Origin of the sequence: Faecalimonas umbilicata (genome assembly GCF_004346095.1) — a bacterium.
Lineage (GTDB): Bacteria > Bacillota > Clostridia > Lachnospirales > Lachnospiraceae > Faecalimonas > Faecalimonas umbilicata.
In genome coordinates, this window is record NZ_SLZV01000001.1 from 76,563 (window position 1) to 92,145 (window position 15,583).

Annotated in this window: 14 protein-coding genes and 1 pseudogene; 5 read left to right on the forward strand and 10 right to left on the reverse strand. The window is 43.8% G+C overall.

Annotated elements, in window-relative coordinates; translation table 11 throughout:
* The first annotated feature begins 282 nt into the window (after positions 1 to 282).
* The 5 genes from EDD74_RS00380 to EDD74_RS00400 all read left to right on the forward strand — a co-directional run bounded on the left by EDD74_RS00380 (position 283) and on the right by EDD74_RS00400 (position 3,882).
* Complete coding sequence (locus EDD74_RS00380) at positions 283 to 780, forward strand: GNAT family N-acetyltransferase (RefSeq protein ID WP_116441177.1); 498 nt, start codon at positions 283 to 285, stop codon at positions 778 to 780.
* 130 nt (positions 781 to 910) lie between these two features.
* Positions 911 to 1,456, forward strand: a complete 546-nt coding sequence (locus EDD74_RS00385; protein ID WP_243116166.1) for a hypothetical protein — start codon at positions 911 to 913, stop codon at positions 1,454 to 1,456.
* A gap of 20 nt (positions 1,457 to 1,476) precedes the next feature.
* Positions 1,477 to 1,944, forward strand: coding sequence for a hypothetical protein (locus tag EDD74_RS00390; RefSeq protein WP_116441175.1), 468 nt, complete (start codon positions 1,477 to 1,479; stop codon positions 1,942 to 1,944).
* 80 nt (positions 1,945 to 2,024) lie between these two features.
* A complete protein-coding gene (locus EDD74_RS00395) occupies positions 2,025 to 2,915 on the forward strand; it encodes an XRE family transcriptional regulator (protein ID WP_116441174.1) in 891 nt (296 codons plus the stop codon).
* Between the two features lie 484 nt (positions 2,916 to 3,399).
* On the forward strand, positions 3,400 to 3,882 hold the full coding sequence (locus EDD74_RS00400) for a GNAT family N-acetyltransferase (protein ID WP_116441173.1): 483 nt from the start codon (positions 3,400 to 3,402) through the stop codon (positions 3,880 to 3,882).
* A 60-nt stretch (positions 3,883 to 3,942) separates the two neighbouring features.
* On the opposite strand, the gene lpdA is transcribed toward EDD74_RS00400, so the two are convergent.
* From lpdA to EDD74_RS00450, 10 genes and pseudogenes are all read right to left on the reverse strand, one after another.
* A complete protein-coding gene (gene lpdA / locus EDD74_RS00405) occupies positions 3,943 to 5,412 on the reverse strand; it encodes a dihydrolipoyl dehydrogenase (RefSeq protein WP_116441172.1) in 1,470 nt (489 codons plus the stop codon).
* Positions 5,413 to 5,449: 37 nt separating this feature from the next.
* Entirely contained in the window at positions 5,450 to 6,127 is a 678-nt protein-coding gene (locus EDD74_RS00410; RefSeq protein WP_008977415.1) for a uracil-DNA glycosylase, read from the reverse strand.
* A gap of 60 nt (positions 6,128 to 6,187) precedes the next feature.
* The gene (locus EDD74_RS00415) at positions 6,188 to 7,648 is read right to left on the reverse strand and encodes a sensor histidine kinase (RefSeq protein ID WP_008977416.1); all 1,461 of its coding nucleotides are present in this window, start codon (positions 7,646 to 7,648) and stop codon (positions 6,188 to 6,190) included.
* The gene (locus tag EDD74_RS00420; RefSeq protein ID WP_008977417.1) at positions 7,648 to 8,325 is read right to left on the reverse strand and encodes a response regulator transcription factor; all 678 of its coding nucleotides are present in this window, start codon (positions 8,323 to 8,325) and stop codon (positions 7,648 to 7,650) included. The genes EDD74_RS00415 and EDD74_RS00420 overlap by 1 nt, the downstream gene beginning before the upstream one ends.
* Before the next feature lie 177 nt (positions 8,326 to 8,502).
* Positions 8,503 to 11,874, reverse strand: a complete 3,372-nt coding sequence (locus EDD74_RS00425; protein WP_116441401.1) for an FtsX-like permease family protein — start codon at positions 11,872 to 11,874, stop codon at positions 8,503 to 8,505.
* Between the two features lie 8 nt (positions 11,875 to 11,882).
* Positions 11,883 to 12,587 (reverse strand): ABC transporter ATP-binding protein, encoded by a 705-nt coding sequence (locus EDD74_RS00430; protein ID WP_008977419.1) that lies wholly within the window; start codon positions 12,585 to 12,587, stop codon positions 11,883 to 11,885.
* A 1-nt stretch (position 12,588) separates the two neighbouring features.
* Positions 12,589 to 13,254, reverse strand: a complete 666-nt coding sequence (locus EDD74_RS00435) for a pentapeptide repeat-containing protein (protein ID WP_008977420.1) — start codon at positions 13,252 to 13,254, stop codon at positions 12,589 to 12,591.
* Positions 13,251 to 13,838 (reverse strand): TetR/AcrR family transcriptional regulator, encoded by a 588-nt coding sequence (locus EDD74_RS00440; RefSeq protein ID WP_116441171.1) that lies wholly within the window; start codon positions 13,836 to 13,838, stop codon positions 13,251 to 13,253. Before EDD74_RS00440 ends, EDD74_RS00435 begins: the two co-directional genes overlap by 4 nt.
* A gap of 253 nt (positions 13,839 to 14,091) precedes the next feature.
* Positions 14,092 to 14,511 (reverse strand): PPC domain-containing DNA-binding protein, encoded by a 420-nt coding sequence (locus EDD74_RS00445; protein WP_008977422.1) that lies wholly within the window; start codon positions 14,509 to 14,511, stop codon positions 14,092 to 14,094.
* A 24-nt stretch (positions 14,512 to 14,535) separates the two neighbouring features.
* Positions 14,536 to 15,537, reverse strand: a pseudogene (locus EDD74_RS00450) (Gfo/Idh/MocA family protein); the annotation flags it as partial.
* Positions 15,538 to 15,583: the final 46 nt, after the last annotated feature.

The following is a 15,583-nucleotide window of genomic DNA, read 5'->3' on the forward strand; positions in this document are numbered from 1 at the left end:
TATGATATGATATTTCTATATCTAATGCAAGTGTACTGTCTCATTCACTTTCAGCATAATGACACAGAATGAATTTTCAGTCTGCAAGGCGGAGGAATGAGGCGATGCGGTGGCATCGTCGATTGACGACAACGCAGTAGAGTGGAATTCAGGCAAGTCATTATGCGAAATATGAATGATACAGTACACAAGGTATTTTGTCCCTCTTCCATTACAGAACCGGTGACAAAATCTTTTCACACACCTACTGATTGATTTCTTAGAAAAGGAAAGGAGCACTCTATGAATCCTCAAAATCTTTCTCATTCTTACGCGGTAAGAAAATTGACGGAACAAGACCTTCCCCGGCTGCTAACTCTCTGCGAGCAAAATCCTCAATATTACCGACACTGTCCTCCTAATGCCAGTCTTTCTTCCCTTCAAGAAGACATGACGGCGCTTCCACCTCAAAAGACAGTGGATGACAAGTATTATATTGGATTTTTCGATGGAGATACTCTTATTGCTGTTATGGATCTGATCTTACAGTACCCGAATGAAGAAACTGCTTTTATCGGATTTTTTATGGTAAATGCCAAAAATCAAGGCTGTGGAATTGGCTCACAGATTATTTCCGAAGTATTTTCTTATTTGAAACAGTCCTTTTCTTCTGTGCGCCTCGGTTATGTAAAGGGAAATAAACAGGCAGAACAGTTTTGGAAAAAGAACGGACTGGATCCGACCGGAGTTGTCACAGAAGAAGAGCTTTATGATATTGTTGTGATGGAGACAGCTTTGTAAGCTTTCCGAATTGAAGGTTCTAAAAATAGCCGCAATCTTGTGACTATTTATAATTAAAGTTCTATTCTGCTTTTTATACCGATTTTCCTTTCACTCTTCATCTGATTATTTATCATCCAGCACTAAGGAGGTGTACTCATTGTCATCCAGACAACAACATGATTCTGATTATCTCGAAAATCAGACAGTCTTGCTCCAGAAGGAACAGTTGAACAAACAAAATACACGAAGTGTCCGCCTTGTAGCAACGGGAAAGTTTTTGGAACGGTCTTTCTTTGTGCTTACAGCAGCAGGCATATTCCTCCTTCTTCTAGAAGGCGGGCAAGTACACCACGACTGGGCAAAGATTCTGCTGTTTATCATTTCCATCGCTCTGCTGCTTTCTCTGATTTTCAGCGCTGCTTTGCTATATTCCTCAGATGCTCTGCATCATCGCTTTTGGAAATGTCCGGATTGCGGTGGTGAACTTCCGTTTCTGACCACACCGCGGACATTTTTAGTCAGTCAGAGATCTGTACAGAATCCTGCCCTCTATGATCTGTGTGTAAAAAAGCTGATTCGATGCGTACGCCTTCCCGGTAGTAATCTGCTGATTCCTTCCAGCTGTCCGCACTGTGGTGAAAAGTTCTGGAAATACCAAAAAAACGTAACAGACAATGATACTTCTCCCTCATAATACGAAAGGAGTGATCTTCCATGCAAAAAATATCCGCTGGAGTTTTTAAAAATTTTCCCCGCTTCTTTTTCCTTCCATTCCTTCTGGCATTTTTATTTCTTACGCTAACCGCCTGCCAGTTTGAGAATTCCTCCCTACAAGAAGATACAACTACTTTTTCAAAAATTCCTGAACAATATTTGTCTAAAATCCAGACTTCCGACATCAAACAAATTGAACGGATTTCCATCACCGGTGGAAAAGATTCTTCTGTCTCTCAGGACCTTTCCAAAGAAGAAATTTCTGCCTTCACTGACTGGATGCATCAACTCCGTTTTCACGAGGAGATTTCGCGCAAGGAAGCGCTCTCTTCCGGTGCTGTCACTTACTACCATATTTTCTTCTTGGACGGAAGCAAGTTGACGATCAGCCCTGGGGAAATTATGCAGATAAATGACACTTACTATCGCCTGAACACGGAAGTTTCCACGATAAAACCTCCATGTTAACTTGCGTTGCTTGCCTTTTCTTCCCCTGATTTTTATACTGGCAGTGGAACATCAATCTACATGTGAAAGGAGACTTCGATATGTTAGGAGATCAAATTAAAAAATATCGAAAAGAGAAGAAAATGAGTCAGGAGGAACTGGCAATCCCTCTGAATGTTGTCCGGCAGACTGTGTCAAAGTGGGAAAATAATCTCTCCGTACCGGATGCGGAACTTCTGATCCGTCTCGCAGAGGTGTTGGGAATTTCTGTTGCAGAACTGCTTGGGACCGACGAACAACCACATTCAGAATCCCTCTCTGCAGAAACTCTTGCTATAGAACTTGCTCGCCTCAATGAAGAGCTTGCCAAACAAGTGCAGGAACGGAGTCTTTCTTCCCGCGCCGAGCAAAAACGGAATCTGATTCTCTTTTTTTCGATGCTTTCTATGCTCTTTGCACTGATCATCAACAATACTATTGTTTCCGTTTTACTGACCTTTGCCTGCCTTCTGACAACAGTTATCATTCTGTACCGGAATACTGCTCTGCTCACCCGCACGACAACCTCCGTAAAAAAACTCGGTGCCGTTCGAATTACAACCCTTTTTAATATTGGCGTCCTTACTGTCTGTATTGTAACCTTTGTCTTGTCCGAGATGGGCATCCTTCCTTTTTCCAATACCGATGGGAAATTTTTTGCAATGCTGCTCGTATCTGCCATTATCCTTTTTACCGGCATGATATCGACAAGACTTCCCTTCAACAGACATACCGGATTGCGACTTCCATGGACCGTACACGACGAAGATACCTGGAATGTATCTCATCGTGTACTTCATGATCTGTCCATCCCGATTGTGCTTCTCTATCTGGGCTGCACACTGACTGTCCCGGATTTTGAGACTGTCACATTATGTGCGGTAGCACTTTGGGTCGGTCTTCCTTCAGTAATCTCCGGCGTCTTTTTCTGGAAAAAGATGCATGGCCGCTAAAAAAGTACATGCTTCAAAAAATAGGAGATTGCTGTAGCATGATTTCATTCTCTACTGCATCATGCTACAATACAAAAAAATATTCTATTAGATACAAGAGGTTCTACGCCTATGTCACAACTACAAGCAAACCATTTCAGCCATATAACACTCAGACCTTACACCCCGAAGACTGTGAAGAAATCAGCATTCTTTTCTGTCAACTACCCACGACCTAAAGGTCATGGGCTTGTAACTGCCCAGTCGTACGAACGACATACGTCTCCGACTTTTAACCCCAAAAGATATTGCTATCTAAAGTGGCGTTACATCATAGGGTGGTTGACAACACCCTTTACGGATAAGATATGCTCATCTGTAACTGTATCAGGTACTAAACTTCCCATGCCATACAGTAATAATGTCTTTACGATTAAGATTTTACGCAGTACACGAATTTCGTATTGCAACCTCATATCTTGTCAATGTACAAAAGAGTGCCTTGATGAGCAGCACATCGAACGGTTTTCTCTTTAAGAACTGCTACAGTCAGTGTAGCATATTTAACAACAATCAACAAGGCTCCTCCCGCCAGCAGATGGATGTATGGGCGACCGGTTCCATAGATCTTGCTGCATGGAATAAGTCTTTTCTCGCGCATACATCCTTTGTCGCTGTCGATGGGGAAACAATTGCTGGATTCGGCGATATTGATTCCTCCGGCTACCTAGACCGTCTCTATGTCCACAAAGATTATCAGGGAATCGGTATTGCCACTGCACTCTGCGAGAAACTGGAAGCATCTGTGGAAAGCGCGACAGTTACCACACATGCCTCCACCACTGCAAGACCATTTTTCGAGGACCGTGGATATGTTGTAAAAAGAGAGCAACAAGTCGAACGACAGGGAATCCTACTGACCAACTATGTAATGGAAAAACAGCAAAAAAATACAACCTCGCAACGTGTACTTTCTAATTCACTCTAGAGGTTGTATTTCTATCTTTATATTCTTAAGATTTTGAATAACTTTTATTTCAGATTTTTTCTATTCCCTGCTGTCTTCCACCGCCTTTGAGACTGCCTCATTAAAAGTCGGATGTGCACGCATCGCATACATTAGCTGTCGGGATGTCAGACCGTTGGCGATCGCTGTCGCCAGTTCCCCGATCATATCTGTTGCCCGCTGACACATGATCTGTGCGCCCAGCAGTACGTCACTGTCTGCGGCAAACAGTACTTTGATAAATCCCACTTCCTCTTTTGATAAAATCGTCTGTCCATTTGCGTCCATCCGGTAACGCCCACAGCGCACTGGGATGCCTTTCCTCTCTGCCTCTTCTTCAGTCAGTCCGACCGTTGCAATCTCCGGATTCAGATACAGACAGTTTGGGATGATCGACATGGAGACAAACAGACAACTTGGCACGATGGATAAGATGACTGACGGTTCTAAATTGTTCATGCGCTCCACAACATATTTCGCCTGAGCGGAAGCGACATGCGCAAGCTGAACTCCTCCGATCACATCTCCAATCGCGTAGATGCCCGGGATATTTGTCATGAAGAATTCATTGACAAGCACTTTGCCGTGATCCATGCGAATCTTCAAGTCTGCTGCAAACAATTCTTCCGTATAAGGTTCCCTTCCCACAGATACCAGTACTGCATCCGCAGGAAGAATCTGCTTTTTCCCCTCGGACATCAAATGACAGCTTACACCATGCTCTTCTTTTTCGAACCGCTCTATCAAACTTTTCTTATACACATGGATTCCACGCCCGACAAGAATCTTCTCCAAAGCCTCAGCAAACTCAATGTCCATCGACGGAAGCAGCCGCTCTCCCAATTCTATCACTGTCACTTCTGAACCGAGCGCCTGAAATACAGTGGCAATCTCCAGTCCAATGACACCGCCTCCTACAACAACCAGCCTGTCATAACATCTGTCCTTCGCCTGAAGCAGTTCTTCACTCGTCATTACTTCCGACAACTCCTCCCCAGGAAGCCCAAGTTTCCTCGGCGCTGCTCCGGAAGCAATTAGAATTTTATCTGCCTCATAGATAACGGTATCTGGTATATCGGCCGGGTTCTTTCCATCATCTGACAGTCCACTGCCAACGGTACGCTTCTGCATGTGTGCCATTTTTACGACCACTCGTTTATCTGCCTGAACCTGTGCAGTTCCCTGTACAAAAGTAACACCAAGTCTTAAAAATTCTTCCTCGATTGCTTTCCGCATTTCTACGACAGATTCCTCTTTATATTGATATAATTTTTGCAAATCAAATCCGATTTCCTTGGCATAAAGTCCGAATTTCTCACAGTCTTTCATATCTTTATAAATCGTGGAGGCATGCAACAATGCTTTTGTCGGAATGCACCCTCTGTTTACGCAAGTTCCCCCTGCCTCTTTCTTATCTACAACAAGCACCTTCATTCCCCGTTTTGCTGCCTCAAGCGCCGCTACATATCCCCCTGGTCCGGCGCCGATAATCAGAAGATCATACTTTTCCATAGTCACTTTCCTCTCTTTTCTTTTATTTTTCAATCGTTCACTCTATCTTATCAATCTGCCAGTCAACCGGTTCCACTCCGTTTGCCTTTAAAAATGCATTTGTCTGGCTAAACGGTCTGCTTCCGAAAAAACCACGGTAGGCAGAGAGCGGACTTGGATGTGGCGCTTCCAAGATCAGGTGTTTCGGATTATTTAACATTGCTTTCTTAGTCTGTGCCGGTCTTCCCCACAAGATAAATACAATTGGCCGATCCTGCTCATTCAGTACCCGGATCGCTGCATCTGTGAATTCTTCCCAGCCGATTCCCCGGTGCGAATTTGCCTGATGAGCGCGCACCGTCAGAACTGTATTGAGCATCAATACGCCCTGTTTGGCCCATTTGACAAGGTAGCCATGATTTGGAATCTCACATCCAAGATCATCATGCAGTTCCTGATAAATATTCACCAGTGACGGTGGAATGTCTACTTCCGGTTTCACCGAGAAGCAAAGTCCATGTGCCTGTCCTACGTTGTGGTATGGATCCTGCCCTAAAATGACTACTTTCACTTCATTTAATGGTGTCAGATGAAATGCATTGAACACATCATCCGCAGGCGGAAAGATCTGTCTCGTCCGATACTCCTGATTGACTGTCTCAAATAATTTCTTATAATATGGCTTCTTAAACTCTCCTTTTAATGCTTCTAACCAAGCTCCGCTAATTGCCGCCATCTTCTTTTCCTCCTGCTTTTCCTAACTTTTCTTTTGTTTCCTTTTTCCTGCCGGTATCTGTTATTTCATATCCAGCTCGAACCAGAATGCTACCCCATTGTCATAATTTTCTACCCCAAATTTTTGATGAAAGGACTCCATAATCGCCTTCACGATAGAAAGTCCGATTCCATTTCCACCGTACTCCCGCGAATGCGCTTTATCTACTTTGTAAAACTTATCCCAGATCCGTTCCACATCTTCCTGTGGAATCGATTTTCCGGTATTGAAGACAGAAATATGTGCTTTCTCTCCTGTTTCTTCTACTTTGATCTCGATAATCCGCTCTCCCTCCACATGGTGGATTGCATTGCTGATATAATTTCGCAGCACCTGCTCTGTCTTAAATTCATCTGCCCATACATAGATTGTCTCTTGCATTTTCAGGCTCACCTTCGCCTCAGCCTGCTGGATCAAAATCTCACAGCTTTGCAGCACTCCGCGGATTAAGCCTGCCAGATCAAATCTTGTCATGGACAATCCGTCATCTCCGGATTCCAACTGATTTAATGTCAGCAGATTTTTTACCATCTGGTTCATCTTATTAGCCTCATCGATGATGACGTCACAGTAAAATTCCATGCTCTCCGGATCATCATGGATCCCTTCTTTCAGTCCTTCTGCATAACCCTGGATCAGTGCAATTGGTGTCTTCAACTCATGGGATACATTTCCGATAAATTCTTTCCGGCGCTCTTCCTGTTTTTCCTTCTGTTCAATATCTTTTTGCAATTCAAAGTTTGCGGTCTTTAACTGAGAGATTGTCTGCTCCAGTTTTTCCGACATTCGGTTAAAGCTGTCTCCCAATACCCCAATCTCATTGTCACCGCCGCTTGTATATTTGGCATTGAAATCAAGATTTGCCATCTTCTGTGAGAGCATAGCAAGCTCCATGATGGGATCTGTGATCTTTCTGGAAAAATACCAGACGAGAATACAGCTCACTCCGATCATAATGCAGCCCACATACGCAAGAAATCTCGTAGAAAGTTTTGCTCCCTCCCGAATACTGTCAAGCGGTGTCCGAATCAGAAAATGGTATCCACTGTCAAAACTTCCCCACATTTCAATATATTCTGTTCTGCTTCTGATATCCTTCGCCTTCCGTATTTCATAATAGGATGTCTGCTCTAAGATCTTTCCGTCCTGCTTATCAAGAAGATAGCCGTTTAACTGACTGTTCAGCTCATCCTCTCCCTCTTTCATCATACCGATGACCGGATTGCCTGATCGGTCGCGCACGATAAAAGATATATTTGCCCGCTCTGCAAGACGTTTCATAGCTTCCAAAGACTCCGTGTAAATCACACTGCTTCCGACAGACTCATTTAACATCTGGTACATATTTTTTAAGTCCTCTTCCTTGTTTGCAATGTAATAACCTTCCATGAATCTTCCATTGATCAAAAGTGCGATGATCATAGTAAATGCAACTATCCCGACACTTAAAATAGTAATCTGACGTTTGATCGAATCTCTCATTACTCTACCTCAAATTTGTACCCCATCCCCCAGATGGTCTTAATGTACTCACCTTTGTCCCCCAGCTTATTTCTCAACTTCTTGACATGTGTATCGATCGTTCTCGCATCCCCAAAATAATCGTAATTCCATACATTATTCAAAATCTTTTCTCTCGAAAGTGCGATTCCCTGATTTTCAATAAAATATGCCAACAGTTCGAACTCTTTGTAACTTAAATCTATCGGAACTCCGTCAATCTTCACCTCGTGTGCTGCCTTATCCACAGAAATGCCACCTGCATCCACAACTTCATCTGCCGCAAATACATTCGTTCTTCTTAAAATAGCCTCAACTCTCGCAACAAGAATCTTTGGACTAAACGGCTTGGAAATATATTCGTCTACCCCAAGTTCGAATCCTTGCAACTCATCCCGCTCCTCTCCTCTGGCCGTCAACATGATGATCGGTACTTTCGAGTGCATACGCACCTCCCGGCACACCTGCCAGCCATCCATCTTTGGCATCATCACATCGAGAATGATCAGTGCAATATCATTCTGCTCATAGAAAATATCCATCGCCTCCATACCATCTGCTGCCTCGACAACCGTGTATCCACTTCTTGTCAGGAAATCTTTGACAAGCTTTCTCATTCTGCTCTCATCATCCACCACCAATATTTTTAATTTATCCATCAAACATTCGCTCCTTCGTTTTTTCTCATCATAACAAATACTTGTGTCACTTTTGTGAAAAACAAAAATATCCCCAGGTACGATACTTATTATACCATACCCGGAGACATCCCCGACACTTTTTTCTAAATGTAGTCTGAATTTTTCAATAACATTCTCGTCGTCTTCTGTTTCTTTCTATTCAACACTCTTTAATGATTCCACCATATTGATCTTCTTCAGTTTGAAATACATCACACAATTTACAAAAACAGAGAATCCACATGTAAGCAGTGCGCTGTACAGAAAACTAATCCCTTTGATCGTTCTTGCAAACATCACAGTATCAATCTCAACAGTCGTAATCACGAACCGGTGAAGGATACTGCCCAATATCACTCCGACAACTGTTCCAATCAGTGTCAGAAGAATATTTTCACGGTATACATAGGCAGAAACCTCATTATCATAAAATCCAAGTACTTTGATCGTCGCAAGCTCCCGCTTCCGCTCATTAATGTTGATGTTATTCAGATTGTAAAGCACGACAAACGCTAACAGCCCCGCAGAAATAATCAGCACAACGATGACAATATCCAGACTTTCCAGCATCTCATCCATTTGCTCCTCTACATTATAAGTATAGGAAACATTGAGCGCCGCACGCTCCTCGAGCACTTTTTCTCCGATTTCCTTTAACTTTTTCTCATCAAATTCTTTCATCTTAAAGTAAATATTATTTGCTTTTGGAAGTGCACCAAACATTTCTTTGTAAATTTCAGGAGATACATAAAGATAATGCTCCATATAATTTTCACATACATTTGTGATCGTCAGTTCTTTTTTGTCACCATTTTCCCCTTTCACTGTAATCGTATCGCCCTTCTTTACCTCGAGTGTCTTTGCCATCTTTTCTGTCAAAATGACGTCCCGCTCCCCAAGCTCAAATGTTTCCTGTGTCTTTCTGTCACGGTAGACTAAAAATTCCTGATTTTTCTCTAAATCTTCCGGCACATACAGATATACGTCTTTCTTTATCTTTCCCTTCTCTACATTTGTTTTCTTTAAATATCCTTCTGAAGCCTGACTGATCTCCTTCTCCCCTTGCAGATACTGCTCCAGTGATTCCTTATCCTTTTCATCTGCATCTGTATTTAAGATAATCATCCCATCATATAAATTCAGTTCCTGATATTGGATCCTTCCTACATCAAAGATAGAATCCCGCAGTCCGAATCCGACGATCATCAGCGCCATACATCCACCGATTCCAAAGACCGTCATAAAGAATCGCTTTTTATATCGGATCAGATTCCGGATCGTGGATTTCCATATGAAACTTAATCTGCTCCAAATAAATGTGATACGCTCTAAGAAAACTCGTTTTCCCTGCTTCGGAGCCGGTGGGCGCATCAACACTGCCGGTTGGGATGCCAGTTCTTTATAACATGCAAGAAGTGTCGCCGCACTTGTGCAGACCACTGCCGCACCTGTTGCCATCGCCGCATATCCCCAATGGTAGGGGATCACAATATCCGGCATATGTATATAAATGATCTTATATGCAGTTACAATAATATACGGAAATACTTTCTCTCCGAACAATACTCCGAAAATACTTCCTCCGATCGTTGCCATCAACGCATAATTCAGATATTTCCCTGCAATACTGAATTTCCCATAGCCAAGCGCTTTCAGCGTTCCAATCTGTGTACGCTGTTCCTCAACCATCCGCGTCATCGTTGTCAGACTGATCAATGCCGCCACAATGAAGAATAGTATCGGAAATACTTCTCCGATCGCCCGCATACGGTCTGCGTTATCTCCATATCCTACATAGTCAGAAAGTGTGCTTCTGTCATTGACATACCACTTGGCATCTTCAATATCCGCAATCTTCTGCTCTGCATCTTTGATCTTATTTTCTCCATCCTTAATCTCGGCTTCGGCTTCTTTTTTTCCATTTTCATATGCTTCTTTTGCCTCAGCAAGTTTCTTTTCATTGACTGCGATTTCATTTTCTCCTGCCGCAAGCTCAGCCTCCCCGGCATGGATTGCTTCCCATCCGGCATCAATCTGCCGCTGTCCTTCTGCCGCCTGCGCTTCTCCGGCATACAGATTATTTTCAGCTTCTGTAAGCTGTCCTCTTGCTGCTTCGATCGCAGTCTTTCCTTCCTCCAACTGTGTTCTAGCCGCCGAAAGTTCCTGCTCCTTCTGTACAATCACCTGTTCTGCCTGCGCGATCTGGTCTGCTGCCTGCGCTAACTGCGGCTCCAATTGTGCGATTGTCTTCTGAAGCGCTCCAATCTGCGCCTCTGTCTGTGGAATCTGTTCCTCTGGGATCATCCCATTTTCCAGCGCTGCCTGCAGTTCTGCCAGCGTGATCTTCATCTGATCTAATCCGGCTTTCCCTGCCTCGTACTCGGATTTCTTTGCTTCCAGTTCTGTGCGTCCGGTTGCAATCTGCTTCTCTCCGGCCGCGATCTGTTCCATACCTGTCTCGTACTGACTTCTGAATTCTTCTTCTTTCGCCGCAAACTCTGCTTTCCCCTGTGCAAGCTGTGCCTGTCCATCTGCAATCTGTGCATAAGCTTCATCGACTGTCGTCTGGCTCACGAGAAGTTCATTTCTTCCTGCTTCCAGTGCTTGTTTTCCACTCTCCAGCTGTTCTTTTGCATTTTGTAACTGCGCCTCAGCATCTGTAATCTTTGCTTTTCCGTCAGAAAGTTCTTTCTCTGCTTTCTTCTTTCCTTCTTCCAATTCCGCTTTTGCATCGGAAAGTTCTTCTTTGGCATCTTCACGGATTTCCTCTGCGCGGAGCGCTCCCTGCCGTTCTCCAATGGATTCAATCCGCTCTGCAACCTTCTCCACCTTCTGATCGTATTCCTCTGTAAATGCGGTCTCCTCTTCTGCTCCCTCCACTGAAACGTAACACTCTGTGTATGCTTCTGTCACAAAAGATTCCTTCGGCACGGCAAGAAAACCGCTGACCTCTCCATTTCCGATCATACTGCTTCCACGGTGAAAAGAAATATACTCCGGACTGCTTCCTGCACCTACAATCCGAAATGTTTCCTTCGTAAACGTATCTGTAACCGGATCCTTCGTTCCACTGATCAGCGTGATCTCATCCCCGACCTTTAAATCAGATCCCTGGATAAAATCTTGATCGATCAGACACTCTCCGTCCTTTTTCGGCATTCTTCCTTCTTCCACCGTATACTGGTTCATCGAATCTAAAATCGACGATACATGAAGTACTTTCTGATTTCCATCACGCTCAACCATTACATCTGCGGAGTAGCCGGGTTCTGCCTGTGCCACTCCTTCCAGTGACCGGATTGCTTGCACATCATTCTCTGTCAGCCCAAGCGTTCCCATCACCTTCAGATCCATCAAATGATTCCGATCAAAATAAGCATCCCCGGAATAGCGCAGATCCGGCTCAGATGCCCGGATTCCTGAAAAGAACGCGACACCCATTGCCACGATAAAGAAAATGGACAAAAAGCGCCCCAGACTCTTTCGTATTTCCATATAAAAATCTTTTCTCAATGCTCGTTTCTTCATCTGTCTCCCTACCATTCAATCGTTTCTACCGGTACCGGATGTGCATTCATCTCCATACTCTCCACACGGCCGTTTTTAATATGGATCACACGATCTGCCATCGGCGCAAGTGCAGAGTTATGTGTGATAACGATCACGGTCATCCCCTTATTTCTACAAGTATCCTGAAGCAACTTCAAGATTGCCTTCCCGGTATTGTAATCAAGCGCTCCCGTCGGTTCATCACACAAAAGCAGCTTTGGATTTTTTGCCAGCGCCCGGGCGATCGACACCCGCTGTTGTTCCCCTCCGGAAAGTTGTGCCGGGAAATTATTTAATCTTTCTCCCAACCCGACTTCCTCAAGTACCGTCTTTGCATCCAGCGGTTCCTTACAGATCTGAAGCGCCAATTCTACATTTTCCAACGCAGTCAGATTCGGAACAAGGTTATAAAACTGAAAGACAAATCCAATATCCTCTCTGCGGTAACCGATCAACTGTCGGTTTGTGTACTGTGCCACATCATTTCCATCAACAAGCACTTTGCCGCTCGTTGCCGTATCCATACCGCCAAGAATATTTAATACCGTTGTCTTTCCCGCACCACTCGGGCCGACGATCACGACAAACTCGCCTTTTCCAATCTCAAAGTCAATGCCATCCACTGCTCGGATCTCGACTTCTCCCATTTGATATATTTTTCTTACATTTTCCAGTTTTACAAAATCCTTCATGTTATGCCCCTTCTTCTTTTATGATAATCCCAAGCCGCTTTGACAGTTCCACTGCCTGAAACAAGTTCACTTCCGCCCCATCTAGTTCAGAATTGTCATCCGAAATCAGGATTCCTCCTATCTCACAAGTTGTAAAATTCATCTTCCGCAGAGAAGTCTTAAAGAAATTCACTTCACTTAATTCCACATGCTCCCACCGGACCTCCCTGCAAAAGCAGTCTGATATGCCTGCTGCACGAAAACTGCTCTCTGCCGCTTCCAGATATTCCAGCTTGGATCCATCCAGATTCGCATAGGAAAACATACATCCGGAAAATCTCACATGGGAAATCAGACATTCCGTCATCTTCACTCCAACTCCTTTGCAGTTTTCAAACAGACACCTCTTAAAATAGCCGCGTCGAAAGTTTGTATTTGAAAAGTCACATCTACGAAAGATCACATCAGAAAACTCACAGCGTTCCATGTCACACGCCAAAAAGCGGCAATTCTCAAACACGGTCCTTCGTGCCCCGATTCTTTCGTAATTCTCCTCTTCCACAACAATTTCACTTATCTTTACACCAGCAAGTGGAAGTTCCTCCCGAAGCTTCTTCTCCATCAGCTCTTTTCCATCGGCAACTTCTACAGGAGGTTCCGTTTCTATCAATGGTTCCTGTCTCTTCATACAGTCACCTCCAAAATAGCGCCTTCCAGCCCTTTTGTCATCAGCTTTCCGGTAAGCTCCGCCATCTCCTTTGGGCTTTCCATACAGCCCCGCTCAATCCAGTACATCACAATTCCGATCACCCCGGACGTACAATAGCGAAACTGTACCTGAAATGCAAATGCCTGACGATCACAGGAATCTTCAAACGCAGTCAGATATTTCTCAAAAACTGATTCCAGCACTTTCTGCCCGACTGAAATACGCGTGCGGTTCTCCAACATCAGCATGCAATATTCTCTTCGCTCCTTCAAATATGAAAAAATAATCTCAAGCACATCGCTTGCATTCTCCCGCAGCTGCTGTGGAGTAAACTGCTCTGTGGCCTCAGCTGCCACAGTACACATGTGATTTTCCAGATCATCCAGAATCCCATAAACATCTGTATAATGAATATAGAATGTGTTTCTGTGGATCTTGGCGCGCTCTGTCAGCTCCCGGATGGAAATCTCATTGATACTCTTCTCTTTCGATAGTTCCAAAAGTGCCTCTAATATTTTCGCCTTCGTCCGCTCCGTTCTGCGGTCTGTTGCCGTCTTTTCCATTGCAAGCTCCTTCAATTCATTTCCGTGTATTTTCCTATGCATTTGCACAGTAAATATAATTTTATAGTAAAATTTCATTTAGGATTTGTCAATAAAGGAAATATGAAATTTCTATAAAAGAACAGCGCAGGCAATTCTGACTGGATAAGCATATCTATGCGATATTTTCTTATCTTTCAGTCAGACAGCCTGCGCTGCTCTATTCACTTTCTACTCTTATCACAATCGTAAACCTGTCTTTGGTTCTAATTATTTAAAACCGAAATAAATTCAGCCCGATCTCTTCATCATGATATCGATCGACTTTCCCATCGATCACATGGATCACCATCTCACAAGTCGCGCTGATCACTGCCCGATTTAAATGTCCTCCAAACACTTCTCCCTTTTCATTTCCTGCACTCATATGAAGGTGGCAGTAAAACTCGTCATGCATTGTATTGATCGTTCCAGTCAGAGACACAATCTCAAAACTTCCCTGAAATTCATTCGCCAGATATTCTTTTTCCTCTGTCTTAAATACGCCGACCGTAAACTGGTCAACCGCGCCGAGTGCCTGCACACTTGCAAGACTTATTTTTTCTCTCAGTGCAATTTCCTTTACCTGCTCAAGAATTTCCTCTCCTTTATCCATCCGTGCAATGATCGTATTTCCAAATCTTCTGTAGTCCATCTCTCTGTTTTCCTCCTGCTCTTTTTATATTTCACATTCTGTTTCTGTTGTTTCCTCCGAATACACAATTCTCCAATGTCTCCTGATTTCTGTCATAATGTCCATCACGTCAGAAGTATCAGACAGATTCATCTCATTCTTTCCGCCTAACACCGCCTGTTCCATATCTTCCACCTCATAAAGCAGTGCCTCTTCCTTTCTGCCGCAAGCGACTATCTCCTTCCTGCCATCTTCGGTATAAATGATCACTGCCTGATCTGCCCTTGGATAATCATAGATTTCCACATACCCTTTCTCAAAGATCACAACCCCTCTTTTTGGTTGTTTTGCATGGAGTGTCAGTGTGACTGTAACCATCTCGTTTACCGGATTTGCCATCAGAATTCCGACCTGCTCGTCAACACCACTCGGTGCAGTCCTCACCTTGGATAAAATCTGATCTGGCGCCTGAGACAAAAATATCCTGGCAAATGCAAGGGCATAGACACCAATGTCCAGCAAAGCTCCTCCTGCCAGCGCCGGATTAAAAAAGCGGTTGCTCATATCATACTCTTTATAGCTTCCAAACGATACCTGGATCAGTTGCAGTTTTCCGAGCTTCCCATCTGCAATTACTTCCCGCAGCTTTTTATAAAGTGGCATATGATAAATAGTCATTGCCTCCGCTAAAACTACGTCCTGTTTCTCTGCAAGTTGTCTTGCTTCTTTCAGTTCCTCTGTATTCAATGTGACTGCTTTCTCACAGAGCACATGCTTCCCGGCTTTCAGTGCCTCCCGCAAATATTGGATGTGCGTATTATGCGGTGTTGCAATATAGACAATATCTACCTGATCATCCGCAAACACCTCCTCAATCTTCCCATATATCTTTTGGATTTGATATTTCTCCGCAAATGCCGCTGTCCGCTCTTGATTTCTCCCTGCCACTCCATAGAACATCCTGCCATGCTCTGCCAATGTCTGCGCCATCTCATTTGCAATGGCACCATAGCCAATCACTGCCCAGCGATATGTTTTGATCATTCCTGCACTCCTTTCTGTTTTTTTATTTTTATTTACAGATTACAGGCAA